The sequence below is a fragment of the uncultured Limimaricola sp. genome (assembly GCF_964022235.1).
Lineage (GTDB): Bacteria > Pseudomonadota > Alphaproteobacteria > Rhodobacterales > Rhodobacteraceae > Limimaricola.
In genome coordinates this window covers 67,926-94,807 of the sequence record NZ_CAXHZL010000014.1, presented here as the reverse complement: position 1 = coordinate 94,807, position 26,882 = coordinate 67,926, and the positions used below count along the sequence as shown (strand labels likewise).

Here is a 26,882-nt window from a genome sequence, read left to right as displayed (position 1 = left end):
GGGTTCGGGCCTCTAGGTTGAAAGATAACGCTTGCCGGAGCCATCGGGATCGCCAAGTTGAACACATGACATCCAATCCCATCCCCGACCTCGAACGTGCCCAACAATTCATCGACGCCCTGCCGCATGCGCAGGCGCTCGGGATGCGGGTCACGGCGCTTGGCGACGGCCATGCCGCGATCAACATGCCATGGGCCAAAGAACTGGTCGGCGACCCCGAAACCGGCGTGATCCACGGCGGTGCCGTGTCCGCCTTGATGGACACCTGTTCGGGAGCGGCCGTGATGTCGCACCCATCCTCCCCGATGAGCACCGCGACGCTCGATCTCAGGATCGACTATATGCGCCCCGCGACGCCGGGGCAGACGATCACCGCCAAGGCCGAATGCTGGCACGTCACCCGTACGGTAGCCTTCGTGCGCGCCGTCGCCTGCGACGAGGACGACAGCCGCCCCGTGGCGACCGCCACCGGAGCCTTCACCGTCGAAAAACTGGGAGCGCCGAAATGAGCCGCCCGCGTCCCGAACCCGTCCAGGTCATCAAGACCCGCCGCGACGGCGCGCTCGAGCGACTGGTGAGCGGTGTGCCCTACATCGCCTTCCTCGGTATTCGCTTCGAGCGGCATGGAGACGAGCTGACCGCCGTGTTGCCCTATGCCGACCAGCTGATCGGCAACCCGATGCTGCCCGCGCTGCACGGCGGGGCCACGGCGGCGTTTTTGGAAACCACCGCCATCGTCGAGCTGGCCTGGGCGCGGATGTGGGGCCTTATCGAGGCGGGCACGCCCGAAGCGCAGGCCGAGGCCGAGGCCCGCCCCAACTGGCCGCGCACCATCGATTTCACGGTCGACTACCTGCGCACCGGCCTGCCGCGCGACGCCTATGCGCGCGCCCGCATCAACCGCTCGGGGCGGCGCTACGCGAGCGTCCATGTCGAGGCGTGGCAGGACAACCGCTCGCGGCTTTTCGCGCAGGCGACGGGGCATTTCCTGATGCCGGGGCTCGATGGCTGAGACGACCGCGCCGCTGACCCATCGGCGTGTTCTGAAGATCGCGCTGCCCATCGTGCTGTCGAACGCCACCGTGCCGATCTTGGGTGCGGTCGACACCGGCGTTGTGGGCCAGCTTGGGGCCGCGGCCCCGATCGGGGCCGTTGGTATCGGCGCGGTGATCATATCGGGCATCTACTGGATCTTTGGTTTTCTGCGCATGGGGACCACCGGCCTTGCCGCGCAGGCACTGGGCCGCGGCGACCGAGCCGAGGTCTCGGCGCTGCTCACGCGGGCCTTGATGATCGCGCTGGCTGCCGGTGCCGCGCTCATCGTGCTGCAATGGCCGATCTTCGCCGCGGCCTTCGCGCTCGCGCCCGCGAGCGATGAGGTCGAGGCATTGGCGCGCGACTATTTGGCGATCCGCGTCTGGTCGGCCCCCGCCGCCATCGCGATCTATGGACTGACCGGCTGGCTCATCGCACAGGAGCGCACCGGGGCTGTTCTGGTGCTTCAGTTCTGGATGAATGGCGTCAACATCCTGCTCGACCTGTGGTTCGTCCTCGGCCTCGGCTGGGGCGTGCCAGGTGTCGCCGTGGCCACCTTCCTCGCCGAATGGTCGGGGCTGGCACTCGGGCTCTGGCTGTGCCGCGACGCCTTTGCCACGCCTGCGTGGCGCGACCGGGCGCGTATTTTCGATGCCGCAAGCCTGCGGCACATGGCGGCGGTGAACACCGACATCCTGATCCGCTCGGTGCTGCTGCAATCCATCATCATCAGCTTTCTGTTCTGGGGCGCGAGCTTTGGCGACGTGCCGCTCGCCGCGAACCAGGTGCTGCTGCAATTTCTCAACATCACCGCCTTCGCGCTCGACGGCTTCGCCTTTGCCGCCGAGGCGCTGGTGGGGCAGGCGATGGGGGCGCGCGCGGCCCTGCGCCTGCGGCGCGCGGCGATCCTGCCCTCGATCCACGGCGGGGTGGTGAGCCTCGCTCTGGCGCTGGGCTTCTGGATCTTCGGACCTGCGATCATCGACACCATGACCACCGCGCCCGAAGTCCGAGAGGCGGCACGCGCCTATCTGCCGTGGATGGTGGCGACGCCGCTATTCGGGCTGATCCCATGGATGCTCGACGGCATCTTCATCGGCGCGACCCGCAGCCGTGACATGCGCAACATGATGGCGCTCTCTGCGGCGATCTACTTTATCGCCGCGATCCCGCTCACCACCTTGTTCGGCAACCACGGCCTCTGGGTGGCGATGCTGGTGAGCTACGTGGCGCGCGGCGCGACGCTGGGCGCGCGCTACCCGGCGCTGGAACGCGCCGCCGCCTAAAGCCAGTCGGTGCGGCCAGTGCCAACGGCATCGGCGACCGACGCAAAGCCGTCACGCTCCAAGAGCGCGTCGAGCCCCCGCGCGATCTCGCCCGCGAGCGACACGCCGCCATAGACCAGAGCGGTATAGAGCTGCACGGCGCTCGCGCCCGCGCGGATCTTCGCATAAGCCTGTTCGGCCGAGCCGATACCTCCGACGCCAATCAGCGGCAGGTGGGTCAGCGAAGACAGCCGCGCCAGTACCCGCGTCGATCTCTCGAACAGGGGCTGGCCCGAAAGGCCGCCCATGTTGTCCTTCTGGCTGTCGGTCAGCCCATCGCGAGACAGCGTGGTGTTGGTCGCGACGATGGCCGAAACGCGGGCCTCCTCGGCCACCCGCGCCACGTCCTCGATCTCGGTCTCGGACAGGTCCGGGGCGATCTTGAGAAAGACCGGGAGGGGGCTGGGCAGGGCGGCATTGGCTGCCATCACGCCAGAAAGCAGCGCCGAAAGTGCAGCTCGGCCTTGCAGGTCGCGCAGGCGTTCGGTGTTGGGCGAGGAGACGTTGACGGTAGCGAAATCGAGGTGCGGCGCACAGCGGGTCAGCACCGTGGCAAAGTCGGCGGCACGGTCCCCGCTGTCCTTGTTGGCGCCAAGGTTCAGACCGATGATTCCGTGTGGGCGGCGCTCCAGCCGGCCTGCAATCGCCTCCATGCCCTCGTTGTTGAAGCCAAAGCGGTTGATCGCGGCGCGGTCGGCGCTCAGCCGCCACAGGCGCGGACGCGGGTTGCCCTCCTGCGGGCGCGGCGTTGCGGCCCCAACCTCGACAAAACCAAAGCCCGTGCGCGACAGCGCGTCGAGCGCCACGGCGTTCTTGTCGAACCCTGCCGCCAGGCCCACGGGGTTGGGCAGATCCAGCCCCGCCACCACCGTGCGCAGCCGCGCGCTCGTCACCGGACCACCCTTGGGGCCGAGGCCCGCACGCAGCGCCTTGAGCGCCAGCCCGTGCCCGGTCTCGGGGTCGATCCGGTGCAGCGCCTTGAGGCCGATCTTCTCCAGCGTGCTCATGTCATCTCCTGAGGGAATGCGTGGTGCCCGTCCTTGAGCGGCAGCGGTTTCATCCAGACCACCTCTGAGAGCGCGAGCGCCCGGTAAAGATGCGGGAACAGTTGCCCGCCGCGCGAAGGCTCCCAGCGCAGCGCGTCGCCCAAGGCTCCCGTCTCGATGGCCGCGAGCACCAGCCCGTCGGCATTGGCGAAATGCTTTGCCGCCGTCTCGCGCGCCTGTTCGGCGGTGGAAAAATGGATGTAGCCATCGGCGAGATCGACGGGGGCGCCGCGGGTCTCGCCCGCGTGCTCCAGCTCGGCCCATTCAGGCGCGCGAAATATCTTGTAGATCAGCATGCCGCCTCATGGCCGCGCCTCGCCGTCACGTCAAGCAGGCCCGTCATGCCCGCGTCATGCCGCTAGGGCAGGACAACGGCAGCTTTGACAGACGCGGCGCGCTTGGCGCAGGCTCGCAACCATAACGAAACCGACAGGGACGCAACAATGAAACTCGGACTCTTCGGCACCACCGCCGCCATCGCGCTTGCCGCCGGTGCCGCTCAGGCGGAGTACAGCCTGACCATCCTGCACACCAACGACTTCCACGACCGTTACGAGCCGATCTCGGCCTACGATTCGACCTGCTCGGCCGAAGACAACGAAGCGGGCGATTGCTTTGGCGGCGTCGCGCGTCTGATCACCACCGTGCAGGAGGCCCGCGCGCGTGGCGGTGACAACCTGCTGCTCGTCGACGGCGGCGACCAGTTTCAGGGCACGTTGTTCTACACCTACTACAAGGGTGAGATGACGGCCGAGTTCATGAACCAGCTTGGCTATGACGCGATGACCGTGGGCAACCACGAGTTCGACGACGGCCCCGAAGTGCTGCGCGCCTTCATCGACAAGGTCGAGTTCCCAGTGCTGATGTCGAACGCCGACGTCTCGGGCGAGGAAAAGCTCGCTGATGCGATCCAGAAGAGCACCGTGATCGAACGCGGCGGCGAGAAGATCGGCCTGATCGGCCTCACCCCGCAGGACACCGACGAGCTGGCGAGCCCCGGCCCCAACGTGATCTTCACCGACCCCTCTGAAGCGGTGCAGGCCGAGGTCGACCGCCTCACCGAGGAAGGCGTCAACAAGATCGTCGTGCTGAGCCATTCGGGCTTTGAGACCGACAAGCGCGTGGCCGAGGCCACCACCGGCGTCGACGTGATCGTGGGCGGCCATTCCAACACGCTCTTGTCGAACGAGCAGGAGGGGGCGGCCGACGTCTACCCGGTGATGGTCGGCGACACCGCCATCGTGCAGGCCTATGCCTACGGCAAGTTCCTAGGTGAGCTGAACGTGACCTTCGACGACGACGGTGTCATCACCGAAGCCTCCGGCGAGCCGATCCTGATCGACGGCAAGGTGGTCGAAGATCAGGCGGCCCTCGACCGCGTGGCCGAGCTTGCCAAGCCTCTCGACGAGATCCGCAACCGCGTCGTCGCCAGCACCACCGCGCCGATCGAAGGCAATCGCGACGTCTGCCGCGCGCAGGAATGCGAGATGGGCAACCTCGTGGCCGACGCCATGCTGGCGCGCGTCAAGGATCAGGGCATCCAGATCGCCATCGCCAACTCGGGCGGTCTTCGCGCCTCGATCGACGGTGGTGAGGTGACGATGGGCGAGGTGCTGACCGTGCTGCCGTTCCAGAACACGCTCTCGACCTTCGAGATCTCGGGTGCGACGCTCCTTGAGGCGCTGGAGAACGGCGTGAGCCAGATCGAGGAAGGCGGCGGTCGCTTCCCGCAGGTCGCGGGCATGACCTTCGCGGTCGACAAGGCCGCCGAGCCGGGCGCGCGCGTGTCCGACGTGATGATCGGTGGTGAGCCGCTCGATCCGGAGGCCACCTATGGCGCCGTGTCGAACAACTATGTCCGCAACGGCGGCGACGGCTACAAGATGCTCGTCGAGGCCGACAAGGCCTACGACTTCGGCCCCGACCTTGCCGACGTAACGGCCGAGTACATGGCGGCGCAGGGCGATTATAAGCCCTACACCGATGGCCGTATCACGATGAAGTAAAGCCCCATTGGGGGAAGAAGAGCGCGCGTCGGGAAACCGGCGCGCGTTTTCTTATGGACCGGCGAAGCGGAGATGGGTCTGCAATGCGGACGAAGCGGACCTTGCCCTTGATGGCATCAAGGGCTGCTTCCCAGAAACAGACACAACCTCCCAAAAATTCTAACCGTTCAGCAAACGTTGGTCTTTGGCGTGGATGAGTAAAGACAGTACTTATCGCACAAGGCTGTCGAACTGGCCTCTATTGGCCTTCCAAAATTCAAGAAGGGTTACAGTCGCTGCATAGGCGGCCCTAACATCGGTTTCAATTACGGAAAATCCGTCTGAAATTACGAATTTTGAAAGTCCGTCGACCCGGATCGCGGACGATTTGCCATTTTCGACCAACCGCCCAGGCAGGTCGAGCCCTGCGAGTGCTTCTGCAAGTTCTAAATACCCTACGTTCTTGATGGCGAGGTCGACCTCTCCCGCATGCCCCTTGAAATCAACTCGGATATACTCGGCCATTCCGCTCGTGCGCGGTGCGAAGTAGACACTTCGCGGATACCTGGTTCTTGGTGGCAAAAAGAAGCTGGGAAACTCGCGGTCGAGCATTTCGTAAACGGCATCCCACCATTCAACTACGTACGGCTCAACTTCAGCAACGTGCAGATCTCTCGACGCTGGCGAATGGTATGGACGTGCAGCGCGCAAGAAGGATGCTTTGTATGCTGCCCGGGGGTCGTCGGTTGACTGATCCAGTGCTGTTGCGGCCTCCCCAAACGTCACATGAGCGACGCCATCAGGCAGCGATGCACGGTAACTTTCAGGGGCGAAAAGCACCACGGAGAAGCTCTGGTTTTCGCTTCGGGCATACTCGGCAGTGGCTCTCCGTTGGTAACGCTCAAGTTGTTCAGGCATCATTGAGGCCGTAATCTTGTCCTCGATGAAGACTCTGTGGATGCCGCCATCTTCACGGTGGAAACAAGCGATCACGTCAGATTCAGATCCGTCCTCGACTACAGAGACGCGGGTTCGAAAGGCAGGAACCTCAACCTGGACGTCAGGCGCAACTTGGTTCGTGAACCAGGTTGCGAAGGCATTATTCATTCGTAGCTCTTCCGCGAGGAGGAGGTCGATGTCGCGTTCTTGAAAGTTAGATATGTGGCATAGATTGTCGGACATAGCTACTTGCTCCTCAGCAATGATACATGGTGACGAAGGTCCGCACACTGTTTGCGGTCCAGATATCTAATCTAAGAAATTGTCGAAGGTTTTTGGCCTTCACGTGGTTGCGGACATTAGCTGCATTAGAGAAAATCAGTAAAGGGGGCTCATAGCAGACCTCCACCCATTTTATCGGCCACTTTCCTTTCCCGCCCCATGTGCCAGATTGGGATCAAAGGAGACCCACGATGTGCGGACGCATGGCGATCACGCTGCCCCACGAGGCGATTGCCCAGATGTTCGAGGCGCAGCCTTCCAACGATCTGCCCGAGGTGCCCAACTACAACGTCTGCCCGACGGTGCAGGTGCACACTGTCACCGCCCATGAAGGCAGCCGCCGTCTGCGTCCGATGCGATGGGGCTTTATCCCGCATTGGTACAAGAAACCGAACGACGGCCCGCTTCTGATCAATGCTCGCGCCGAGACGGTGGCCGAAAAGCCCGCCTTTCGCGCGGCGGTGCGCGAGCGGCGCTGCCTGATCCCAGCGTCGGGCTTCTACGAATGGACGGTCGATGACGCGGGCAACAAGCTGCCGTGGTTCATCCACCGCGAGGACGGCGACCCGCTGGCCTTTGCGGGGCTTTGGCAGGATTGGGAGCGGGACGGCGAGGGGTTCACCACCTGCGCCGTCGTCACCACCGGGGCGGCGGGGGTGATGCGCGACATCCACACCCGCATGCCGGTGATCCTCGAGCCCGCCGACTGGCCGCTTTGGTTGGGTGAGGCGGGGCACGGGGCGGCGGTGCTGATGCAGCCCAACCCGGAGGTTCTGGCCTTTCACCGGGTTGACCCGGCGGTGAACTCGAACCGCGCGCATGGGCCGGAGTTGATCGAGCCGATCGAGGTGGAATGACGTTCGGGGCGTCTTGAAGCCCCCCGCGCGAGCCGCTATCACGGGGGCCGAAGCGGGCGTGATGTAGTGGTAGCCTGTCAGCCTTCCAAGCTGAACGTGCGGGTTCGATTCCCGCCGCCCGCTCCAGCCTCTCTCCAGATCGCTAAGACGAAGGGGGCAGCCGCGCCGCCCCCAGCATATTCAGGCGGGCAGGGTGTGGATCTCGGCTCCGTTGTGGTTCGGCTCGTCCTGCTGCCAGCGCCCTTCGAAATCCTCGGGCACCAGCAGGTTGTGCCGTCCGAGGTTCGCCACGTCGCGCTCACCGCACAGCGCCATTGTGAGATCGAGCTCCTTGCGGATCACCTCGAGGGCCGTCGTCACACCTTTCTCGCCCATCGCGCCAAGGCCGTAGAGCCAAGCGCGACCGATCATCGTGGCGTCGGCACCCATGGCCAGCGCCTTCAGCACGTCCTGACCGGAGCGGATGCCGCTGTCGAGCCAGATCTCCGTCTCACCCTTCACCTCGCGCACGATCGACGGCAGGATGCGGATCGAGCTAAGCGCCCCGTCTAGCTGCCGCCCACCATGGTTCGACACGACGATGGCGTCGGCACCGCATTCGACGGCCTTGCGGGCGTCATCCGCGTCGAGAATACCCTTCAGGATCAGCTTGCCGTCCCACTTCTCGGCGATCTTGCGGACCTTTTCCCAATCGAGACGCAGGTCGAACTGCTCTGCCGTCCATTTCATCAGCGATCCGGTGTCTTCGACGTCCGAAGCATGACCCACGATGTTGCCGAAGAACCGCCGCTTGGTGCGCAGCATCTCGAGACCCCATGTCCATTTGGTCGAAAGGTCCAGAAGCGTCGCGGGGGTAAGCTTCGGCGGGGCCGAGAGGCCGTTCTTGAGATCCTTGTGCCGCTGGCCCAGAAGCTGCAGATCCAGCGTCAGCACTAGCGCCGAGCAGCCGGCGCGCTTGGCCCGCTCGATGATCCGGTCCACGAAATCCTCGTCGCGCATCACGTAGAGCTGGAACCAGAAGGGGGCCGAGGTGTGCTCGGCCACATCCTCGATCGAGCAGATCGACATGGTCGAGAGGGTGAAGGGCACGCCGAACTTCTCTGCCGCGCGCGCGGCCTTGATCTCGCCGTCGGCGTTTTGCATGCCGGTCATGCCCACGGGGGCGAGGGCCACAGGCATTGCGACCTTCTGGCCCAGCATGTGGCCCACGGTCGAGCGGTCAGACATGTCCACCGCCACCTTCTGGCGCAGACGGATCTGTTCGAAATCGGTAGTGTTCTCGCGGAAGGTCTGCTCGGTCCAGCTACCGGACTCGGCGTAGTCGAAGAACATCTTCGGCGCGCGGCGTTTGTGAAGACGTTTCAGATCCTCGATGCAGGTGATGACTGGCATGGCTCTCTTCCCCCGATTGGTAAGGATGATTTACCAGCCACAGCCAGGCGCCGCAACGGAAACGGCGCCCTATGGGGGCGCCGCTGCATCTGAGTATTTGAAGAGTAAAGGCGGCCTCAGGCGGAATGGGCCCCGTCGGCAAGCGCCTTCACAAAGGCGAGGATCTCGGTCACCGGTTTGCCCTCGGCGATCTGGTTCACGATGGCCGAGCCGACCACCGTGCCGTCGGCGATGCCGGCAATGGATTTCGCGGTTTCCGGCGTCCTCACGCCAAAGCCCACGATGATCGGCAGGTCGGTCTTCGACTTGATCCGCACGACCTCGGGGGCCACCGCATCGGCCTGCGCCTCGGCCGCACCGGTGATGCCGGTGATCGAGACATAGTAGACGAAACCCGAGGTGTTCTGCAGGACGCGTGGCAGGCGCGCGTCGTCGGTGGTGGGGGTGGCGAGGCGGATGAAGTTGAGGCCCGCTGCCTGCGCGGGTAGACACAATTCGGCGTCCTCTTCTGGCGGCAGGTCGACGACGATCAGCCCGTCGATCCCGGCGGCCTTGGCCTGTTCGAGAAACTTGGGCACGCCGCGCGAATGGATCGGGTTGTAGTAGCCCATCATCACGATCGGGGTCATGGTGTCGGTCTCGCGCAGATGCGCCGCGATCTCGAGCGTGCGGTCCAGCGTCATGCCCTGCGCCAGCGCCCGCTGACCGGCGAGCTGGATCGTCGCGCCATCGGCCATCGGATCGGTGAAGGGCAGGCCCAGCTCGATGATGTCGACGCCCGCGCCGGGCAGGCCGCGCACGATCTCCTTGGAGGTCTCGAAGTCGGGATCGCCCGCCATCACATAGGCCACGAAGGCCTTGCGCCCTTCGGATTTCAGCCGCGCGAAAGTGTCATCGATCCGTGTCATGCCCGTCCCCTCTGGCCCGTCGCCTTGCGGTTTGGGGCATGAGGGGCGGAAAATCAATGGGGCCTAACCGGCGGCGGCAATCATCCAATGCGTGCCAAAGCGGTCCTTCACCATGCCAAAGCCCGGCGAGAAGAAGGTCGGCCCATAGTCCTGCACCACGGCACCCTCCTGGGCCAAGCTGTCGAACCAGCCGCGCCCGGTCTCGATGTCGGGGGCCGACTGCATGATCGACACACCCGCTTGGGCGTCGCCTTCCATCCCAGGCGGGAAATCAGAGGCCATCAGCACCCCGTCGCCCAGCACGACCTGCCCATGCATAACCTCCATGGCACCCTTCCACTCAGGCTTGGCCTCGGGCTGATCGGCATAGCGCATGAGTTGCAGGCCTGTGCCGTCGAAGATGTCGCGGTAAAACTCGAGCGCTTCGGCGCAGTTTCCCTGAAAATGCAGGTAGGGCATCAATGGCATGGATCAGCCTTCCTGCTCGGGTGCTTCGACGTCGATCATCCAGCGCGTGCCGAAACGGTCGGTCAGCGTGCCGAAGCCCGCCGACCAGAAGGTCTCCGAGAAGTCCATGTGGATCTGCCCGCCCGTCGCCAGCTCGTCGAACGCTGCCCGTGCTTGTGCAGCGTCGGGCAGAGCCACGATGATCGAACAGCCCGCCATCTCCGGGCTGCCCCCCATGATGTCGTCGCTGGCGTAGATCCAGCCATCGCCGACCTTGAGCGCGGCGTGCATCACCGCCTGCGGGCTCGCTTCGGGGAGGGAGGCGCGCACTTCTTCGGGCGCATCGGCGACCGACATCACATTGGCGGGTTCGGTGCCGAAGATCCGCGCATACTCGGCCAGCGCCTCGGCGCAGTTGCCATGAAAGGTGAGATAGGGAATCGGGATCATCGTGCGGCTCCTCCAGCTTGCCTCGAAAGCATGGCATGGGGCCGTCACGTCACCAAGCCTTGCCTTGCGCGGGAGGCCGCGCGGGGATAGGACCGCCGCGATGTGCTGATAGGAGGCGTGACATGGGCTTTCGCATGGGGATCGTGGGGCTGCCGAACGTCGGCAAGTCCACCCTGTTCAACGCGCTGACGCGCACCGCTGCGGCCCAGGCCGCCAACTTTCCGTTCTGCACGATCGAGCCGAACGTCGGCGACGTCGCCGTGCCGGACCCGCGGCTTGACAAGCTGGCCGAGATCGCCAAGTCCAAGCAGGTAATCCCAACTCGGATGACCTTCGTGGACATCGCGGGCCTCGTGAAGGGCGCCAGCAAGGGCGAGGGGCTTGGCAACCAGTTTCTGGCCAACATCCGCGAGACGGATGCGATCGCCCACGTACTGCGCTGTTTCGAGGATGGCAACGTGGTGCATGTCGACGGCCGCGTCGATCCGGTGGCCGACGCCGAGGTGATCGAGACCGAGCTGATGCTCGCCGATTTCGAGTCGGTCGAAAAGCGCCTTCAGGGTTTGGGCCGCAAGGTGCGCGGCGGTGACAAGGAAGCCGCCGATCAGGAGCGGCTCTTGAAGGCCGCGCAGGCGGCTCTCTCGGACGGCCAACCCGCCCGCACCGTCGAAGTCGCCGATGACGACCGCAAGGCGTGGAAGATGCTGCAGCTTCTGACCGCCAAGCCGGTGCTCTACGTCTGCAACGTCGAGGAAAGCTCGGCCGCGACCGGCAACAGCCAGTCGGCCCGCGTCGCCGAAATGGCCGCGGCGCAGGGCAATTCGCACGTGGTGATCTCCGCACGCATCGAAGAGGAAATCAGCCAGCTCGACGCCGAAGAGCAGGCGATGTTCCTCGAGGAGATGGGCCTCGAAGAGGCCGGTCTCGACCGGTTGATCCGCGCGGGCTACGAGCTTTTGCACCTCGAGACCTACTTTACCGTCGGTCCCAAGGAAGCGCGCGCCTGGACGATCCGTCAGGGCACTCTGGCACCGCAGGCGGCGGGCGTGATCCACGGCGATTTTGAGCGTGGCTTCATTCGCGCCGAGACCATCGCCTATGACGACTTTGTCACTCTGGGCGGCGAAGGCCCGGCCAAGGAAGCGGGGAAGATGCGCGCCGAGGGCAAGTCCTACCTCGTCAAGGACGGCGACGTGATGCACTTCCTGTTCAACACCTGATGCAGGCGCGGCGCGGTGCACCGGTTGCACCGCGCCGCCCGAATCTGGCATCCCGACCCTTTTCGTCGCCGAGAAAGGGAAATGCGCGATGCCCGACCTGACCCTCCGCCACAATATCGAGCGTGATCTCGCGCCGTTGGCCGGACTGCTGACCGAAGAGGCCGACCTTGTTTTGGTCAACCCCTCGGCCAGCCACCCCTTCGATCCGCTGGAATGGCAGGAAAAGTGGCTCGGCGACCTCGACGATGAATCCTTCTACCTACTCGACGCGCAGGGCCATGAGGTCGGCTTCTTCGCGCTACGCGTAGGCATCGGCCCCGAGGTGCGCCACCTCACCTATGTCTTCGTCGACGAGGCCATGCGCGGCGGCGCGGGCGCCGAAGTGGCACGGTTGACCGAAACGGCGGCGCGCGGCCTCGGCGCGCTGTCGATCACGCTCAAGGTCGAGCTCGACAACGCGCCGGCGCGCAATCTCTACCTCTCGGCGGGCTACGAGGAACTGGGCGCGCGCAACGGCATGGCGACGATGCGGCGCGATCTCGACTAGCTCGCGCGCAGCTCTTCGAGGTGCGCCTGCGCCGAGACCAGATCGGCACGGAACTTGTCGATTTCGTCATCGCGCAGCGCCGGGTCGGGCAGGCGCAGCAGATAGGACGGGTGCACCGTCAGGAACACCGGCACGCCGCCTTCCGTCGCCTCGACGGTACCGCGCCGCGCGAGGATCCCCTTGCGCGATCCGGTGAGGCTTTCGGCTGCCGTGCCGCCCATCGCGAGGATCAGCTTCGGCTTCACGATCTCGATTTCGGACTGCACCCAGAAGCGGCAGGCCTTGATCTCCGAGGTGTTGGGGTTCTGGTGGATACGCCGCTTGCCCTTTGGCGTGAACTTGAAGTGCTTCACGGCATTGGTGACGAAGGCGCGGGAGCGGTCGATCCCGGCCTCGCGGGCCAGCCGATCAAAGAGCTGGCCGGCGGGGCCGACAAAGGGGCGGCCCGCCAGATCCTCGTGATCGCCTGGTTGCTCGCCCACCACCATGAGATCGGCGTCGCGCGGGCCTTCGCCGGGCACGGCCTGCGTCGCGGTTTCATAGAGCGGGCAGCGGGTGCAGGCGTTTTCCTCGGCCCGAAGCTGGTCGAGACCTTCCGGAGCGGCACGCAGAAGGTCGGGTGCGGCAAGCCGCTCGGTGATCTTGGCCGCACGGATCGGGGGCAGGGTGGGGGCGGCGGCCTGCATCGCCTCGGCGCGGGCATGGGCGGTGGCGATCATCTCGGGAATATGGCGCGCCTCTGGCAGGTTCTTCCAGTATTTCTTGGGCATCTCCGAGGTCATCGCACCGATCTTGAGCCGGGCGGGGTTGAAGATGTTGCGGAAATAGGTGCCCCAAAGCTCCTCGGTCGCATCGTCGGGAATGTCGGGCTTGGGCTGGCCATCATGAAAGCTCAGGCGCCCGTCCTCGAAGGCCGCCGTGAGGTCCGGCGTGGCGATCATCCAGTCCATGTCGGCGAAGCGGCGCGCGAAAAACGGGGCCGTGGGTTCCAGCGTGTAATGCGTGGGCTCGAACCATGCGGCAAACCGGCGGCGGGCCGCGTCGCGCGCGCCGATCTCGCGAAACCGCACGAAGGCCGTCATCTTGTGCCGGTCGCGGTGCACCGCCTTTTCCATGGAGCGCAGCTTGGCCAAGGCCGTGTCGCCGCGATCCTCCATCAGCCCCTTTTCCGACCGCAACCGCCACAACAGCGCATAGAGCCGCGCGAACCGCTCGGGGTCGCGGTGCCATGTCACGGAGCCTGCAAGAGACACGAACTCGCGCGGCACCTTTAGTGTTGCGCGGCTGGGGGCGATTCCCTCGGGAGCTTGCGCGAAAAGGTCGTCATCGGCCGCGCCTCGGCTCCATGTCACCTCTTCTGGCGGCACACGCCGCGCGATCAGCCCCCGCGCGGCGTCGCGCCAGGCCTTGTCGGTTTCGATACGGGGCAGGGCGACATGGGGCATGAGCGCGAAACGTCAGAACAGCGAAAGCTGTTCCGGCGCAGGCGCAAAGCGCGCGGCGAGGTCGGGCGCATCGAGCAGCGCACCGGGGGTCCAATCGATGAGGCTGACGAAAGGCCGCGCGTTCTTCATGTTGGCCCCCATCCGCGCCAGATCGTCCCAGCGCAGCCGCCGATGCCGACGCGCCGCGAGGATGCGGCTGACCGTCTTGGCGCCGAACCCCGGCACCCGCAGCAGCGTCTCGCGGTCCGCCCGCATCGGATCAACCGGAAAGGCGTGGCGGTTGCGCAGTGCCCAGGCAAGCTTGGGGTCGATGGTGAGATCGAGATTGCCCCCGGTGCCCGCCGTGATCTCGTTCACGTCGAAGCCATAGAACCGCATCAGCCAATCGGCCTGATAAAGCCGGTGCTCGCGCATGAGCGGCGGCTTGATTAGCGGCAGCTTGGCGGTGGCGTCCGGGATCGGCGAAAAGGCCGAGTAGTAGACGCGCTTGAGCCCGTAGGAGGAGTAGAGCCGCGTCGATTGTCCCAGGATCGTCGCGTCGTTGGACCCATCGGCCCCGATGATCATCTGCGTCGATTGGCCCGCAGGCGCAAAGCGGGGCGGACGCTTGCCAGTATGGCTCTTGTCCTTCGCCGCCTCCTTGCGCAGCCGCACATCGGCCATCGCCTTGCGGATCGTGTCGGGCTTCTTCTCGGGCGCATAGGTCGTGACGCTTGCATCGGTCGGCATCTCGACATTGATCGACACCCGGTCGGCGTAAAGCCCGGCCTGTGCGATCAGATCGGGCGACGCCTCTGGGATGGTCTTGAGGTGAATGTAGCCCCGGAAATTCTCCTCCTCGCGCAGCTTGCGGGCGATGCGAACCATGTCTTCCATGGTCTTGTCCGGGCTCTGGATGATGCCCGAGGACAGGAATAGCCCTTCGATGTAGTTGCGCCGGTAGAACTCGAGCGTCAGCTTTACGACCTCGTCCACGGAAAAGCGGGCCCGTTCGACGTTGGACGACACGCGGTTCACGCAGTAGGCGCAGTCGAAGATGCAGAAGTTCGTCATCAGGATCTTCAGCAGGCTGATGCAGCGCCCGTCGGGCGCATAGGCGTGACAGATGCCCGAGCCTTCGGTCGAGCCCAGACCCTTACCGTCTTTCGAGTTGCGCTTCGACGTCCCCGACGACGCACAGGAGGCGTCGTATCGTGCGGCGTCCGAGAGAATGGCGAGCTTGCGCTCGAGGCTGTGCGTTGTCATGGCGTTCAGGTAATGTTCACACCCCCATCCGGCAAGGCGTACGGGTTGCGACAGGTTGTCCCCGTGGTCGGGATCGCCGCAGTTTGTGCTCAGTCGGAGACGGTTTCGAGCGGCCCTGTTGCGCAAATCAGTCATTGGGCGAAGACATGGCCCTGCCCAAAGCAGATGGCATCCTGTTCTGTGCGGAGTGTTGCTTTGTCGTATGAGCCGCCCCGGATGGGGTGCTCCCTACACCGACTTGGCGGTTCCGGAACGGCACTCGCAATTCAATACCTCAACTCGCAGATTTCCCCTTGTTTCCCCCCGAGCGCTTGCATAGACACACCGACGGAGACGTGGCCGAGTGGTCGAAGGCACACCCCTGCTAAGGGTGCAGGCGGGAAACCGTCTCGAGGGTTCGAATCCCTTCGTCTCCGCCATTTGGCTCTGTTGCACGGACCGCCTGAAGGCTGAGCGTCCCCTTACCCCGAGCGGCTTGGACGATGGGTTCTGTGACGGGAATGCCAAGGGCGGTGAAGCGGTTCAAGATCGCGATGCGGCGCTGGAGCTCGGCGGTCTGGCGATCGACATCTCAAGCCATCAGTTTCTGGCCGAGCAGCTTCATACCGTTCATCTTGGTCTCGGCGCGGCTTCGGCGGCGATAACCGGTCCAGTGCCACCAGATAGCCCTGCCGAGATGCTTGATGGCGCGCACGGCCTCGTTCCCGTCTGCCGCTTTGGGGCCATTCTTCTTTCACGGTTTGGCATTGTGCCTGGGCGGTATGACCGCGTCCGCGTCCGCGCCCCGGTCCGCGATGGCGTCGCCGCAGCCGCGCGTGGCGTAGGCGCCGTCAGCCGTGACCGAGGCGATCGCTTTGCCCTTGGGGATCTGGGCGAGTAGATCAGGCAACACAGGCACATCGCCCACGCCGCGGCCGGTGATCTCGACAGCACGCACCTCCTAGGTCGCCTCCTCCATGGCCAGATAGACCATGCGCCAAACCCGCCTGCGCGAACCACCGTGCTTGCGCGCAGGCCATTCGCCTGCGCCGCGGACTTTGAGGCCCGTGCTCTCGATGAGCAGATGCAGCGGACGGCTGCTGCTACGGCAGGGTAATGGCACAGCCAGCGTCTTCTGCGGTCGACGTCGAACCAGACGGTCAGCGATCCACGTTCACGCAACGCCGCGTTGCCGGCGGACCAGTTCAATGTGCGGTAGCGGGTGGGAGCAGACTTGGACATGCCGCCCAGCTGCGCCGCAGGACTCGCAATGTGAATCCCGGGCAGGAATCACGCAACAAGGCCGCTAGGGAGCCTGAATCACGCAGCCTCATCAGGATCGATGGGTCCAGAGCCTAGGGAACTGGAGACCCATGGATCTGTTTCAATCTCAGTTGCCGCCATACTATAGGCGGCTCTTGCGGAGAACGCTTTGTCCCAAGCACATGTGAATCGGATCTCATCTGCCGTTCCGGCGAACCAGATCCATGATTACTTTCGGCAGTTCGCCGCTGCCAGCCTGTGTGACAAGCCCCGTGAACAACGGTTGTTCATGAAGATGAGCGAGAAGTCCGGGATCGAGCGGCGGTATTCCTGCATCGAGACCGCCGATGATGCCGCCGGGCCGGTGGTGGACCGCGCGGGTATGTTCCGACGCGGTGAATTCCCGGGGACGGGCGAAAGGATGGATTTTTTCGAAACCCATGCCGCCGACCTCGCCATGCGCGCCGTGGAGGGGCTGAAGCTCGAAGATCCGCGCGAGATCACCCACCTCGTCGTTGCCAGCTGTACTGGCATGTCGGCCCCTGGCCTCGATCTTCAGATCCTGCGTCGCCTTGGGCTCGACCCTTCGGTCGAACGGACGCTGATCGGCTTCATGGGCTGTTACGCCGCCATCAGCGCGCTCAAGACGGCGCGGCACATCGTGCGGTCCGAGCCGGACGCCAAGGTTTTGGTCGTCAATTGCGAGCTCTGCACGCTGCATCTCAAGGAGACGACCGATCTCGAACGATTGCTAACCTTCTCGATCTGGGGCGACGGCGCTTCGGCGGCGCTCGTCACCGCGGAACCGACCGGCATCCGGCTCGATGGGTTCAAGGCGCTTCTCGCGGGCGACGCCGACGAGTTGATGACCTGGAACGTGCGCGACGATGGTTTCGACATGGTGCTGTCGGGGCAGGTGCCCGCGACGATCCAAGCGGTCCTGAGTGCGCACCAAGGCGACATCCTCGGCAATCGAACGGTCGATCAGATCGACCTCTGGGCCGTGCATCCGGGCGGCCGCTCGGTGCTCGACGCGATCCAGAAGACGCTGGGCTTGGGCGACGAGGCACTGGCGGCTTCGCGCGAGGTGCTGCGCGACAATGGCAACATGTCGTCGGCCACTGTGATGTTCGTGCTCGAAAAACTGCTGGCGCGAGGCAAGCCGGGCCAAAAGGGCATCGGCATGGCCTTTGGCCCCGGCCTCACCGCCGAGACGATGAGCTTCGAGATGGCTGCGTGAGGGCAGGGGCCATGCGGCGCGTTCTGGTGCCCGAAATGCTCGACGACCTGCCGCCGGACGATCCGCGCGCGCGCGCCTCTCGTGCCGATCTGCGGCGCATCAACAGGTTGATGTTCAACGCCCATATTGCCGCCGCGCTGATCCGGGATCACGTGGTGGGACCGATGCGGGTGGTGGTCGACATGGGCTGCGGCGATGGCACGGGGGCGCTGCGGCTCGCGCGCAGGCTTGGCCCCATTCAAGGCGCACCGCGTCTCGTCCTGCTCGACATGCAGCCGGTCGTGGCACCGGCAACAATAGCGGCGCTCGGCGCGCTCGGTTGGCGCGTCGCGGTCGTGGCCTCGGATGCTCAGGGTTGGATCGCAGCCCGGACGGCTCCGGTCGATCTGGTGATCGCCAACCTGTTTCTGCACCACTTCGAGGGGCCCTCGCTCGAGGCGTTGCTGGCTGAGATCGCGGCGCATGCGCGTCACCTCGTCGCGACCGAGCCACTTCGCACGCGGCTGTCCTACATCGCTTCGCGCGCGGTGGGAGCCATCGGGGCCAATGAGGTGACGCGGCACGACGCACCCGCCAGCGTCCGTGCCGGGTTCCGAGGCGAAGAGCTGTCGCAATTGTGGCCGGGTCGGGTGGTGTTCGAGGGGCGCAAGGGGCCATTCAGCCATGGCTTCGCGGCATGGGGAGCCGGTCATGACGCATGATGCCATCGTCATCGGCGCCGGGCCGGGCGGCGCGTCGGCGGCGATCGGGCTGGCGCGGGCGGGCCTTCGCGTGGCGCTGGTCGAGCGCTCCGAATTTCCGCGCCGCAAGGTTTGCGGCGAGTTCATGTCCGCAGCCAGCCGCCCGGCGCTCGATGCCCTGGGCGTGGCTGCGAAATGGGATGCGGCGGCGGGGCCCGAAATCAAGCGCGTGGCGCTGTTCATGGGCGAACGGGTGGTGACGGCGCCGATGCCTGTCTCCGGCGGCCACGGGCGCGGGCTCGGGCGCGATGTGCTCGACGGGTTGCTCGTGACACAGGCCCGACGCTGCGGCGTCGAGATCCTGCAACCTTGCCGCGCGACCGGGATGGTGCGAGAAGCCTCCTGGCACCGGGTGACGCTGGTCGCGCCGCAGGGCACCGTCACGCTGGCCGCGCCCATCCTCGTCGCAGCGCATGGGTCGTGGGAGCGGGGGCCATTGCCGACGCAAGCGCCCAAGCTGCAGGGGCCGGGCGATCTTCTCGGCTTCAAGGCGCATTTTCACGGTGGCGCGCTCGATGCGGATCTGATGCCGCTGTTGTCCTTTCCGGGCGGCTATGGCGGCATGGTGCAGGTCGATGGCGGGCGGCTTTCCTTGTCGTGCTGCGTCCGGCGCGACGTTCTGATGCGGCTACGGCAGCCGGGCGACACGGCGGGTGAGGCGTTGCAGGCGCATCTGATGCGCTCCTGCCGCGGCGTTCGTGAGGCACTTGGCCCGGCCACGCGCGACGGGCCGTGGCTGGCGGCGGGGCCGATCCGTCCGGCGTTGCGGCCCTGCTATGCGGATGGCATCTACCGCGTCGGCAACCTCGCGGGCGAGGCGCATCCGGTGATCGCCGAAGGCATCTCGATGGCGATTCAGTCGGGCTGGCTCCTGTCGCGTGCGCTGACTGGGCTTGATCCAACCGATGCGCGGGCGCGCGATGCGGCAGGGGCCAGCTATCATGCCGCGTGGCGACGCCAGTTCTCGACCCGCATTCGCGCCGCCAACGCTTTTGCCAACCTCGCGATGCGGCCCGAGCGCTTTGCCGGGCTGGGCCGGGTGATTGCGGCGGTGCCCGCGACGCTGACACTCGGCGCGCGGCTGAGCGGTAAGGTGAAGCCGGTCTGTTGAGGTACAGGGCCGGGGCGGCCAGCGGCCGCATTGCCCAAAAGGCCATGCAGGAACTGCATGGCGGCAATGACTGGCATTTGGCGGGTTTCGGGGCCATTTCGACGGTGCGGGCGACAGCGCCCGCCGATGAACCCAAGAGAGCCGAAGATGACCCAGATCGTCCGTTACACCCACCCAACTCAGGCCGAAATCGACGCCGTGATGGCCGAAGCCCGCCAGATGCGCTCCGAGCTGGTTGCGGCGATGATGACCAGCCTGCGCCTCAAGCTGCGCGGCCTCTTCGCAGGCGGCAAGGCCACCGCCGCCGCCTGATCGCGGATCAGCGGAGCGGCGCTGCGCCGCTCTGCTGCCGGACCAGCGCCGCGCGCTGCTCCTCTACGCGGGGTCGGACCTTGGCCACGGCCTCTGCCTTGACCGGGCCAAAGCCGCGGATGTCCATCGGCGCGGACAACAGCGCCTCGCAAAGACCGGGCTCGCTATGGCCCGCGGCCGCGGCGCAGTCCGACATCACCCCCTCGAACCAGCCGATCAACTCGCGCTCCATGCGCCGCTCATGGGTGTGACCAAAGGGGTCAAGCGCGGTGCCGCGTAGCCGCTTCATCCGTGCCAGGCCACGGAACACCGGGCCGATCCACGGCCCGAAGCCACGCTTGCGGGGCCGCCCGCGTGAATCCCGGCCCAAGGGCAGCAGCGGCGGCGCGAGATGGTGCTTGAGCGTGAAGCCATCCTCGAACTCGGCCGCGAGCCGCGCGTGGAACCCGGTGTCGCCGTGCAACCGTGCCACCTCGTATTCGTCCTTGTAGGACATCAGCTTGAACAGCGACGTCGCGGCCAGCCGCGTCAGAGCCTCGGCGTCGGTTTGCGGTAGATCGAGGGCGGCATGAAAACGCGAAAGCCTGTCGCGGTAGCGCTGCGCCCAAGCGGCGTCCTGATACTCGGTCAGGAAGTCTGCGCGCCGCGAGATCAGCCGCTCCAACGTCTCTTCCGCGGCGGGCGCTTGGCCCAAGGCCTGCGCCAGCAGATCAGGCCGCGCCGCCATCAGGCGACCGTAGGCCAGCGCCATGCGGTTCTTTTCGACCGCGACGCCGTTGAGCTCCAATGCCTGTTCGAGTGCGGTGAGGCAGACCGGCACCATGCCGCTCTGCCACGCGTGGCCCAGCATCATCACGTTCGAAAACACCGCATCGCCCAAGAGGGCCTCGGCGGCGGCGTTGGCATCGAAGGCGTCGAGCCGGTCCGCGCCCACGGCGGCGGCGATCGCCGCCTCGCGCGCGTCAACTCTCAGGTCTGCATCGCGATGCAGCACCAGATCGCCCGTGGGCATCTCTGCGCGGTTGAGCACCACGTGGGTGCCGCGCCGGTAGCAGACGCTCGCCTTGGGCGACGACGAGGCGACGATGTCGCAGGCGATCACCGCATCCGCCGCGCCTGCTTCGATGCGGACCTGATGGATCTCCTCGGGATTGCGAGCGAGGCGGATGTAGCTGAGCACCGTGCCGAACTTCTGCGCGAAGCCAGTGAAGTCGAGCACGCTCGATCCCTTGCCTTCGAGATGCGCCGCCATGGTGATCAGCGCGCCCACTGTGACCACGCCGGTGCCGCCGACCCCCGAGACCAGAAGCTCGTAGGGCTTCGACAACTCGGGCAGATCGGGCAGGGGCAGGTCGGCAGCCAGCGCCAGCGCATCGATCCCCGCCCCCTCGCGCTTGCGGCGCGTCGCCCCTTCGACGGTGACGAAACTGGGGCAGAAACCTTCGAGACAGGAGAAGTCCTTGTTGCAGCTCGACAGGTTGATCTTCCGCTTGCGGCCGAACTCCGTCTCCTTCGGCTCGACCGAAAGACAGTTCGACGCGACCGAGCAGTCGCCGCAGCCCTCGCAGACCAGCTCGTTGATATAGGCAAAGCGCTTGGGGTCCTCCATCGTGCCGCGCTTGCGGCGACGGCGCTTCTCGGTGGCGCAGGTCTGCTCGTAGATGAGAACCGTGACGCCGGGGATCTCGCGCAGTTCGCGCTGGATCCGGTCGAGGTCGCGGCGATGGTCGATGGTCGTACCCGTCGGAAAATCGGCGTGCTCGAACTTGAGCGGGTCGTCCGAGACCAGCGCGATCCGCTCGACCCCTTCGGCGCGGCAGGACTGGGCGATGCCCTGCACGCTGACGGGGCCGTCCACCGGCTGGCCGCCGGTCATGGCGACGGCGTCGTTGTAGAGGATCTTGTAGGTGATGTTGGCCTTTGCGGCGACGGCCTGTCGGATCGCAAGGCTCCCCGAGTGATACCAGGTACCCTCGCCGAGATTCTGGAAGATGTGCCGATTGCCGTTGAACTTCGACGCCGCGACCCATGGGACGCCTTCGCCGCCCATCTGCGCATAGCCCAGCGTCTCGCGGTCCATCCACGACGCCATGACGTGACAGCCGATGCCGGAGTTCGCCTGACTGCCTTCGGGCAGCTTGGTCGAGGTGTTGTGCGGGCAGCCCGAGCAGAAATACGGCGTGCGGGTCGCGCCGGGGATCGACAGGACGGGCGGCGGCGTTTCGGTCAGCGCCTTGGCGCGGGCCGGAAAACCCTCATCGGGGAACAGCTTGTCGAGGCGGCGGGCCAGCACCGGCAGCAGCACCTTGGCCGACAGCTCCCCGGTCCAGGGCAGCAGCGGGTTGCCCGGCCCGTCGAACTTGCCGACCATGCGCGCGGGCTTGTGGCCGGGCCAGTCGTAGAAATACTCCTTGAGCTGGCTTTCGATGATGCCGCGCTTTTCCTCGACGACGAGGACCTCTTCCTTTTCCTGCACGAAGTCGAGCGCGCCGCGCCGCGCCAGTGGCCAGACCATGCCGACCTTGTAGATGTCGATGCCCAGACGGCGGCATTCGGCCTCGTTCAAGCCCAAGAGCCGCAGCGCCTCCATCAGATCGAGATGGCCTTTGCCCGTGCTGACGATGCCAAAGCGCGCGTCGGCGATCCCGTAGAGCGCATGGTCGATCGGGTTGGCCTCGGCAAAGGCCTGAACCGCCGCCAGCTTGTGCTGCATCCGCGCTTCGATCTCGGGCGAGGGGAGGTCCGACAGCCGCACGTGCAGCCCGCCCGCGGGGCCTGTGTGGTCGGGCTGGACAAACTCGCGGGGGGGTAAAAGCTCGACCGAGCAGCCGCTTTCGACCGTCTCTGACACCGCCTTGAAGCCGACCCATGTGCCGGAAAAACGCGATAGCGCAAAGCCCCATTCGCCGTAGGGGAGGTATTCGGCCACGGAGGCCGGGTTCAGCACCGGCATGAACCACGCCATGAAGGCCACGTCGGACTGGTGCGACATCGACGAAGACACGCAGCCGTGGTCGTCGCCCGCCACCACCAGCACCCCGCCCTTGGGCGATGAGCCATAGGCGTTGCCATGCTTGAGCGCGTCGCCCGAGCGGTCCACCCCCGGCCCTTTGCCGTACCACATCGAAAACACGCCCTCGACTTCCGCGCGCGGATCGAGCGCGACCTGCTGGGCGCCGAGCACGGCGGTGGCACCGAGCTCCTCGTTCACGGCAGGCAGGAACTCGATCCGGTGCTCGGCGAGCTGTGCCTTGCCGCGCCACATCTCCATGTCGAGCGCGCCCAAGGGCGAACCGCGATAGCCCGAGACGAAACCTGCGGTGTCGAGCCCCGCCGCCTTGTCGCGCCGCGCCTGATCGAGCATGACCCGCACCAGCGCCTGCGTACCGGTAAGGAACACGCGGCCTTGGGTGCGCTTGTAGCGGTCGGCGAGCGCGTAAGTGGCCAGCGTCCGGGTCGGTTGCGCGGGCTGCGCGACTGCCTCGTCCTGCGCAATGTCGCGGACCATCACCATGTCCTTTGCTCCTTGGCCACCAGCGTCAGCACGTCGTATTGCGCCACCACTTCGGCGTCGTCGCGCAGCACGGTGCAGTCCCAGCGGACCTCGCCGTAGTCATCCGTCTCGCGCGGGTTGATCTGCTTGGCGGTGAGTTGGACGCGCAAGCTGTCGCCCGCGTTCACCGGCGTCATGAAACGCAGGTTGTCGACGCCGTAGTTCGCCAGCACCGGGCCCTCGTCGGGCTGCACGAAGAGGCCTGCGGCGAAGGAGACGATCAGGTAGCCATGCGCGACGCGGCCCTCGAAGAACGGGTTCCGCGCGGCGGCGGCCTCGTCCATGTGGGCATAGAAGGTGTCGCCAGTGAAGTTTGCGAAGTGCTCGATGTCTTGAAGCGTCACTTGGCGGGCCTGCGTTACGATCGTGTCGCCGATCTCCAGCTCCGCCAGCGATTTACGAAACGGGTGCGTTTCGGTCTCGCGCCGCGCCGTACCCGGCATCCATTGGCCGATGACGGCCGTGAGCTGATCCGGCGTGCCCTGCAACGCGGTGCGCTGCATGAAGTGTTTTACGGCCCGCATCCCGCCCAACTCCTCGCCGCCGCCGGCGCGGCCGGGCCCACCATGCACCATCTGGGGCAGGGGGGAGCCGTGACCGGTAGAGGTCTTGGCGGAGCGGCGATTGCCGAAGAGCACCCGGCCATGCAACTTGGCGATGCCGAGGCCAAGGTGGCGCGCGACGCCTGCGTCGTCGGTGAAGATCGAGGCCACGAGAGATCCCGCGCCCCGGTTGGCGATCAGGACAGCTTCGTCGAGCGTGTCATAGGGCATCAATGTGCAGACCGGGCCGAAGGCCTCGATCTCGTGCGGGGCGCTGGCGGTCAGCGGCGCGTCGCAGACCAACACGCAGGGGGCGATGAAGGCGCCCGTCTCCGGCACCGCGCCCGGTTCGATGACGACCCGCGCCTCGGCACCGATCGCCTCGATGGCGCGGCGCACCTCCTCGACCTGATCGGTCGAGGCCAGAGCGCCCATGCGGGTGGCGGCGTCACCGGGATGGCCGATCACTGTCTTCTCGATCCGTGTCCGAAGCGCCTCGATGGCCGCTTCGACCAGCGCACGCGGCAGGATGGCGCGACGGATCGCAGTGCATTTCTGACCCGCTTTGGCGGTCATCTCGCGATGCACTTCCTTGACGAACAGCTCGAACTCCGGGCTATCCGGTGTGGCGTCTTGACCGAGGATGCAAGCGTTGAGGCTGTCGGCTTCGGCGGTGAAGCGCACCGCGTTCTCGATGATCGCGGGTGTATTGCGCAACTTGCGCGCTGTCGCGGCGGAACCGGTGAAGGTAACCACGTCCTGGCAGGTGACGCGGTCCAGCAGGTCGCCAGTGCGACCGCAGATCAGCTGCAGCGCGCCCTCGGGCAGATCGCCGGTTTCCAGCATCAGCCGCACGCAGGCTTCGGTGAGATATGATGTCTGGCTCGCGGGCTTCACGATGGCGGGCATGCCGGCGAGCCATGTCGGCGCGAGCTTTTCCAGCATCCCCCAGACCGGAAAGTTGAAGGCGTTGATATGGATCGCCACGCCTTCGAGCGGCATCAGGATGTGCTGGCCAATGAAGCTGCCGTCCTTGGACAGGATCTCAGGGTTTCCATCGGGAATGACATGGGCGTTGGGCAACTCGCGCCGGCCCTTCGAGGCATAGGACAGCATCGTGCCGATGCCACCCTCGATATCGATCCAGCCATCCGATCGGGTCGCGCCGGTGGCGGTGGAGATCGCGTAGAGCTCCTCCTTGCGCTCCATCAGCGCCAGCCCGATCCGCTTCATCATCATCGCGCGCTGATGCGTGGTCATCTCGCGCAGGGCGGGGCCGCCGACCTCGCGGCCATGCCGCAGCATTTCACCCATATCAATGCCGGTGGCGTCGACGCGCGCGACCGGGTCATCGGTCGCGGCGTCGGTGACGATCTGGCCCTCACCGGTTCCGGCCTGCCAGCGGCCCGCAACAAAGCTTTCAAGGCGGCGCGGTTCGGTGGGGATGGCGTCCAGCATGTCTCAGTGTCCTTCGTATTCGATGACGATCTCGTCCGACAGCGGCAGGCACTGGCAGGTCAGCACCAAGCCGTCCGCCACCTCGTTGTCTTCGAGCGCGTAGTTCTGCATCATTTCGACCTCGCCTGATTTCACCCGGCCGATGCAGGTCGAGCAGACCCCGGCCTTGCAGGAGTAGGGCGCGTCGATGTCGTGCTCGCGCGCGGCCTCCAAGACCGACTGGCCGGCGCGCGGCATCTGGAAGCTGCGCGACACGCCGTCGAGGATCACGGTGGCACGGACCATCTCTCCGCTCTCGCGCGCGGCTCGGGCTGTCTCGCGCATCTTCGCGCGTCCCGGCTGGGCGGCGCCGAACAGCTCGAACTTGATCTTTTCCTTCCGCATCCCCGCCTCTTCGAGCGCGACCGCCACGTCCTTCATCATGGCCTCGGGGCCGCAGATGAAGGCCATCTCGGCCTTGGGGCTGACCCATGGGCCGAACAGCGCGCGGCACTTGTCGGCGTCGATCCGTCCCGAGAACAGCTCGATCTCCTGCGCCTCGCCCGAGAAGACATGTATGACATTCAGCCGGTCGAGGTAGCGGTCCTTGAGATCGCCCAACTCAGATTTGAACATCACGGACGACAACTGCCGGTTGCCATAGACCAGCGTGAAGCGCGCCCCGTCCGAGCCCGAAAGGATACTCTTGGCGATTGACAGCACTGGGGTGATGCCGGAGCCAGCGGCGAAACCAAGATAGTGCTTCTCGCCCGCCTCCTCGGGGGCATGAAACCGGCCCTGCGGCGGCAGCGCGTCGAGCGTGTCGCCGACCTTTAGCTCGTGCTTGGCAAAGCTGGAGAACGCCCCGCCATCGACCTTCTTGATGCCCACGCGCAGCCCCTCCTCGGGAGTGGCACAGATCGAATAGGAGCGGCGTAGCTCTTCACCGTCGAAATCGCGGCGAAAGGTAAGGTATTGGCCCGGGCGAAAGTGGAAAGCCTCGCAATCGCCCTTGGTCGGGGCAAGCGACACGACCACCGCGTCGCGGGTGTCGTGGTCGATGCCGGTGACGGTCAGCGGATGAAACTCTTGCATCAGATCGCCTTAAAGTAATCGAAGGGCTCGCGGCAGTCGCGGCAGCGGAACTGCGCCTTGCAGGGGGTGGAGCCGCGGCCCGCCAGCATCTCGGTGTTCTCCGAGCCGCATTGCGGGCAGGCGGCGCTTTGGGCCGACAGCATGCCCGCGCAGTTGGCAGCGTTGAGCTGCGGCGGCGCGATGCCGTAATCGAGCAGCTTCCGGCGGCCCTCGGCGCTGATCCAGTCGGTCGACCATGCGGGCGACATGCGGCGGCGCACGTCGACCTTTTCCAGCCCACGCGCGCGCAGCGCCGTCTCGATGTCGAGCGCGATCACCAGTGTCGCAGGGCAGCCCGCATAGGTGGGCGTGACGTTGACGACGAGCGTGTCTTTCTCCCAGCCTACGTCGCGGACGATGCCGAGATCGACGACCGAGATCGCCGGGATCTCGGGGTCAGGCACCTCGCCCAGCCAATCGCGCACCGTATCGGGATCGGGGCGCATCG

Annotated in this window: 24 protein-coding genes, 2 tRNA genes and 1 pseudogene; 13 read left to right on the top strand and 14 right to left on the bottom strand. The window is 65.8% G+C overall.

Annotation, left to right across the window (positions count from 1 at the left end; all coding sequences use genetic code 11):
- Positions 1–65: 65 nt before the first annotated feature.
- The 3 genes from AADJ02_RS16065 to AADJ02_RS16055 are packed head-to-tail and all read left to right on the top strand — an operon-like array spanning position 66 to position 2,321.
- Positions 66–509 (top strand): PaaI family thioesterase, encoded by a 444-nt coding sequence (locus AADJ02_RS16065; RefSeq protein WP_341214016.1) that lies wholly within the window; start codon positions 66–68, stop codon positions 507–509.
- The gene (locus tag AADJ02_RS16060) at positions 506–1,012 is read left to right on the top strand and encodes a PaaI family thioesterase (RefSeq protein WP_341214015.1); all 507 of its coding nucleotides are present in this window, start codon (positions 506–508) and stop codon (positions 1,010–1,012) included. The genes AADJ02_RS16065 and AADJ02_RS16060 overlap by 4 nt, the downstream gene beginning before the upstream one ends.
- Positions 1,005–2,321, top strand: coding sequence for an MATE family efflux transporter (locus tag AADJ02_RS16055; protein ID WP_341214014.1), 1,317 nt, complete (start codon positions 1,005–1,007; stop codon positions 2,319–2,321). Before AADJ02_RS16060 ends, AADJ02_RS16055 begins: the two co-directional genes overlap by 8 nt.
- Here AADJ02_RS16055 and AADJ02_RS16050 read toward each other — a convergent pair.
- On the bottom strand, positions 2,318–3,367 hold the full coding sequence (locus AADJ02_RS16050; RefSeq protein ID WP_341214013.1) for a quinone-dependent dihydroorotate dehydrogenase: 1,050 nt from the start codon (positions 3,365–3,367) through the stop codon (positions 2,318–2,320). The two genes, AADJ02_RS16055 and AADJ02_RS16050, sit on opposite strands and share 4 nt — an antisense overlap.
- The gene (locus tag AADJ02_RS16045; protein WP_341214012.1) at positions 3,364–3,702 is read right to left on the bottom strand and encodes a DUF952 domain-containing protein; all 339 of its coding nucleotides are present in this window, start codon (positions 3,700–3,702) and stop codon (positions 3,364–3,366) included. The genes AADJ02_RS16050 and AADJ02_RS16045 overlap by 4 nt, the downstream gene beginning before the upstream one ends.
- 147 nt (positions 3,703–3,849) lie before the next feature.
- On the opposite strand from AADJ02_RS16045, the gene AADJ02_RS16040 reads away from it, so the two are divergent.
- Positions 3,850–5,412 (top strand): bifunctional metallophosphatase/5'-nucleotidase, encoded by a 1,563-nt coding sequence (locus tag AADJ02_RS16040; protein WP_341214011.1) that lies wholly within the window; start codon positions 3,850–3,852, stop codon positions 5,410–5,412.
- 210 nt (positions 5,413–5,622) lie between these two features.
- Here the strand turns inward: AADJ02_RS16040 and AADJ02_RS16035 are convergent, their stop codons facing one another.
- A complete protein-coding gene (locus tag AADJ02_RS16035) occupies positions 5,623–6,573 on the bottom strand; it encodes a hypothetical protein (RefSeq protein WP_341214010.1) in 951 nt (316 codons plus the stop codon).
- Positions 6,574–6,803: 230 nt separating this feature from the next.
- Between AADJ02_RS16035 and AADJ02_RS16030 the strand changes: the two genes are divergently transcribed.
- Both AADJ02_RS16030 and AADJ02_RS16025 read left to right on the top strand, forming a co-directional pair.
- Positions 6,804–7,469 (top strand): SOS response-associated peptidase, encoded by a 666-nt coding sequence (locus AADJ02_RS16030; RefSeq protein WP_341214009.1) that lies wholly within the window; start codon positions 6,804–6,806, stop codon positions 7,467–7,469.
- A gap of 52 nt (positions 7,470–7,521) precedes the next feature.
- Positions 7,522–7,595 (top strand) — tRNA-Gly (locus AADJ02_RS16025).
- A gap of 54 nt (positions 7,596–7,649) precedes the next feature.
- Here AADJ02_RS16025 and AADJ02_RS16020 read toward each other — a convergent pair.
- The 4 genes from AADJ02_RS16020 to AADJ02_RS16005 all read right to left on the bottom strand — a co-directional run bounded on the left by AADJ02_RS16020 (position 7,650) and on the right by AADJ02_RS16005 (position 10,666).
- Complete coding sequence (locus AADJ02_RS16020; RefSeq protein WP_341214008.1) at positions 7,650–8,861, bottom strand: alpha-hydroxy acid oxidase; 1,212 nt, start codon at positions 8,859–8,861, stop codon at positions 7,650–7,652.
- Between the two features lie 116 nt (positions 8,862–8,977).
- Positions 8,978–9,769 carry a tryptophan synthase subunit alpha gene (gene trpA, locus AADJ02_RS16015; protein WP_341214007.1) on the bottom strand — a complete coding sequence of 264 codons (792 nt, stop codon included), beginning with the start codon at positions 9,767–9,769 and terminating at the stop codon, positions 8,978–8,980.
- A gap of 63 nt (positions 9,770–9,832) precedes the next feature.
- Entirely contained in the window at positions 9,833–10,237 is a 405-nt protein-coding gene (locus AADJ02_RS16010; protein WP_341214006.1) for a VOC family protein, read from the bottom strand.
- A gap of 3 nt (positions 10,238–10,240) precedes the next feature.
- Entirely contained in the window at positions 10,241–10,666 is a 426-nt protein-coding gene (locus tag AADJ02_RS16005; protein ID WP_341214005.1) for a VOC family protein, read from the bottom strand.
- Between the two features lie 122 nt (positions 10,667–10,788).
- On the opposite strand from AADJ02_RS16005, the gene ychF reads away from it, so the two are divergent.
- Positions 10,789–11,886, top strand: coding sequence for a redox-regulated ATPase YchF (gene ychF, locus AADJ02_RS16000; RefSeq protein WP_341214004.1), 1,098 nt, complete (start codon positions 10,789–10,791; stop codon positions 11,884–11,886).
- A gap of 88 nt (positions 11,887–11,974) precedes the next feature.
- The gene (locus AADJ02_RS15995; protein WP_341214003.1) at positions 11,975–12,433 is read left to right on the top strand and encodes a GNAT family N-acetyltransferase; all 459 of its coding nucleotides are present in this window, start codon (positions 11,975–11,977) and stop codon (positions 12,431–12,433) included.
- Here the strand turns inward: AADJ02_RS15995 and AADJ02_RS15990 are convergent.
- Both AADJ02_RS15990 and AADJ02_RS15985 read right to left on the bottom strand, forming a co-directional pair.
- The gene (locus AADJ02_RS15990; RefSeq protein WP_341214002.1) at positions 12,430–13,878 is read right to left on the bottom strand and encodes a UdgX family uracil-DNA binding protein; all 1,449 of its coding nucleotides are present in this window, start codon (positions 13,876–13,878) and stop codon (positions 12,430–12,432) included. The genes AADJ02_RS15995 and AADJ02_RS15990 overlap by 4 nt on opposite strands.
- 12 nt (positions 13,879–13,890) lie before the next feature.
- Positions 13,891–15,123 carry a putative DNA modification/repair radical SAM protein gene (locus AADJ02_RS15985; RefSeq protein ID WP_341214001.1) on the bottom strand — a complete coding sequence of 411 codons (1,233 nt, stop codon included), beginning with the start codon at positions 15,121–15,123 and terminating at the stop codon, positions 13,891–13,893.
- Between the two features lie 329 nt (positions 15,124–15,452).
- On the opposite strand from AADJ02_RS15985, the gene AADJ02_RS15980 reads away from it, so the two are divergent.
- Positions 15,453–15,542 (top strand) — tRNA-Ser (locus AADJ02_RS15980).
- A 62-nt stretch (positions 15,543–15,604) separates the two neighbouring features.
- Here the strand turns inward: AADJ02_RS15980 and AADJ02_RS15975 are convergent.
- Positions 15,605–16,344 (bottom strand): annotated as a pseudogene (locus AADJ02_RS15975) (IS5 family transposase); the annotation flags it as partial.
- A gap of 205 nt (positions 16,345–16,549) precedes the next feature.
- On the opposite strand from AADJ02_RS15975, the gene AADJ02_RS15970 reads away from it, so the two are divergent.
- From AADJ02_RS15970 to AADJ02_RS15955, 4 genes are all read left to right on the top strand, one after another.
- Positions 16,550–17,605 (top strand): type III polyketide synthase, encoded by a 1,056-nt coding sequence (locus AADJ02_RS15970; RefSeq protein ID WP_341214027.1) that lies wholly within the window; start codon positions 16,550–16,552, stop codon positions 17,603–17,605.
- An 11-nt stretch (positions 17,606–17,616) separates the two neighbouring features.
- Entirely contained in the window at positions 17,617–18,306 is a 690-nt protein-coding gene (locus AADJ02_RS15965) for a methyltransferase domain-containing protein (protein ID WP_341214000.1), read from the top strand.
- A complete protein-coding gene (locus tag AADJ02_RS15960) occupies positions 18,296–19,456 on the top strand; it encodes an FAD-dependent monooxygenase (protein WP_341213999.1) in 1,161 nt (386 codons plus the stop codon). Before AADJ02_RS15965 ends, AADJ02_RS15960 begins: the two co-directional genes overlap by 11 nt.
- Positions 19,457–19,603: 147 nt before the next feature.
- Positions 19,604–19,768 carry a hypothetical protein gene (locus tag AADJ02_RS15955; RefSeq protein WP_341213998.1) on the top strand — a complete coding sequence of 55 codons (165 nt, stop codon included), beginning with the start codon at positions 19,604–19,606 and terminating at the stop codon, positions 19,766–19,768.
- A gap of 7 nt (positions 19,769–19,775) precedes the next feature.
- Here AADJ02_RS15955 and AADJ02_RS15950 read toward each other — a convergent pair whose 3' ends face one another.
- Genes AADJ02_RS15950 through paaD form a run of 4 tightly spaced genes read right to left on the bottom strand, consistent with a single transcriptional unit; the run spans position 19,776 to position 26,880 of the window.
- The gene (locus AADJ02_RS15950) at positions 19,776–23,276 is read right to left on the bottom strand and encodes an indolepyruvate ferredoxin oxidoreductase family protein (protein WP_341213997.1); all 3,501 of its coding nucleotides are present in this window, start codon (positions 23,274–23,276) and stop codon (positions 19,776–19,778) included.
- Positions 23,276–25,321, bottom strand: a complete 2,046-nt coding sequence (gene paaZ / locus AADJ02_RS15945) for a phenylacetic acid degradation bifunctional protein PaaZ (protein WP_341213996.1) — start codon at positions 25,319–25,321, stop codon at positions 23,276–23,278. The genes AADJ02_RS15950 and paaZ overlap by 1 nt, the downstream gene beginning before the upstream one ends.
- A 3-nt stretch (positions 25,322–25,324) precedes the next feature.
- Positions 25,325–26,395, bottom strand: coding sequence for a 2Fe-2S iron-sulfur cluster-binding protein (locus tag AADJ02_RS15940; RefSeq protein WP_341213995.1), 1,071 nt, complete (start codon positions 26,393–26,395; stop codon positions 25,325–25,327).
- A complete protein-coding gene (paaD, locus tag AADJ02_RS15935; protein ID WP_341214026.1) occupies positions 26,395–26,880 on the bottom strand; it encodes a 1,2-phenylacetyl-CoA epoxidase subunit PaaD in 486 nt (161 codons plus the stop codon). Before paaD ends, AADJ02_RS15940 begins: the two co-directional genes overlap by 1 nt.
- Positions 26,881–26,882: the final 2 nt, after the last annotated feature.

Excerpts from the sequence above, each read along its gene's own strand:
- AADJ02_RS16040 (WP_341214011.1), top strand. The coding sequence starts at position 3,850 with ATGAAACTCGGACTCTTCGGCACCACCGCCGCCATCGCGCTTGCCGCC.
- AADJ02_RS15985 (WP_341214001.1), bottom strand. The coding sequence starts at position 15,123 with ATGACAACGCACAGCCTCGAGCGCAAGCTCGCCATTCTCTCGGACGCC.
- AADJ02_RS15955 (WP_341213998.1), top strand. The coding sequence starts at position 19,604 with ATGACCCAGATCGTCCGTTACACCCACCCAACTCAGGCCGAAATCGAC.
- AADJ02_RS15940 (WP_341213995.1), bottom strand. The coding sequence starts at position 26,395 with ATGCAAGAGTTTCATCCGCTGACCGTCACCGGCATCGACCACGACACC.
- AADJ02_RS15965 (WP_341214000.1), top strand. The coding sequence starts at position 17,617 with ATGCGGCGCGTTCTGGTGCCCGAAATGCTCGACGACCTGCCGCCGGAC.
- AADJ02_RS16035 (WP_341214010.1), bottom strand. The coding sequence starts at position 6,573 with ATGTCCGACAATCTATGCCACATATCTAACTTTCAAGAACGCGACATC.
- AADJ02_RS16030 (WP_341214009.1), top strand. The coding sequence starts at position 6,804 with ATGTGCGGACGCATGGCGATCACGCTGCCCCACGAGGCGATTGCCCAG.
- AADJ02_RS16055 (WP_341214014.1), top strand. The coding sequence starts at position 1,005 with ATGGCTGAGACGACCGCGCCGCTGACCCATCGGCGTGTTCTGAAGATC.
- AADJ02_RS15960 (WP_341213999.1), top strand. The coding sequence starts at position 18,296 with ATGACGCATGATGCCATCGTCATCGGCGCCGGGCCGGGCGGCGCGTCG.
- AADJ02_RS16065 (WP_341214016.1), top strand. The coding sequence starts at position 66 with ATGACATCCAATCCCATCCCCGACCTCGAACGTGCCCAACAATTCATC.
- ychF (WP_341214004.1), top strand. The coding sequence starts at position 10,789 with ATGGGCTTTCGCATGGGGATCGTGGGGCTGCCGAACGTCGGCAAGTCC.
- paaZ (WP_341213996.1), bottom strand. The coding sequence starts at position 25,321 with ATGCTGGACGCCATCCCCACCGAACCGCGCCGCCTTGAAAGCTTTGTT.
- AADJ02_RS16050 (WP_341214013.1), bottom strand. The coding sequence starts at position 3,367 with ATGAGCACGCTGGAGAAGATCGGCCTCAAGGCGCTGCACCGGATCGAC.
- AADJ02_RS15990 (WP_341214002.1), bottom strand. The coding sequence starts at position 13,878 with ATGCCCCATGTCGCCCTGCCCCGTATCGAAACCGACAAGGCCTGGCGC.
- AADJ02_RS16020 (WP_341214008.1), bottom strand. The coding sequence starts at position 8,861 with ATGCCAGTCATCACCTGCATCGAGGATCTGAAACGTCTTCACAAACGC.
- AADJ02_RS15950 (WP_341213997.1), bottom strand. The coding sequence starts at position 23,276 with ATGGTCCGCGACATTGCGCAGGACGAGGCAGTCGCGCAGCCCGCGCAA.
- trpA (WP_341214007.1), bottom strand. The coding sequence starts at position 9,769 with ATGACACGGATCGATGACACTTTCGCGCGGCTGAAATCCGAAGGGCGC.
- AADJ02_RS16005 (WP_341214005.1), bottom strand. The coding sequence starts at position 10,666 with ATGATCCCGATTCCCTATCTCACCTTTCATGGCAACTGCGCCGAGGCG.
- AADJ02_RS16060 (WP_341214015.1), top strand. The coding sequence starts at position 506 with ATGAGCCGCCCGCGTCCCGAACCCGTCCAGGTCATCAAGACCCGCCGC.
- AADJ02_RS16010 (WP_341214006.1), bottom strand. The coding sequence starts at position 10,237 with ATGCCATTGATGCCCTACCTGCATTTTCAGGGAAACTGCGCCGAAGCG.
- AADJ02_RS15995 (WP_341214003.1), top strand. The coding sequence starts at position 11,975 with ATGCCCGACCTGACCCTCCGCCACAATATCGAGCGTGATCTCGCGCCG.
- paaD (WP_341214026.1), bottom strand. The coding sequence starts at position 26,880 with ATGCGCCCCGATCCCGATACGGTGCGCGATTGGCTGGGCGAGGTGCCT.
- AADJ02_RS16045 (WP_341214012.1), bottom strand. The coding sequence starts at position 3,702 with ATGCTGATCTACAAGATATTTCGCGCGCCTGAATGGGCCGAGCTGGAG.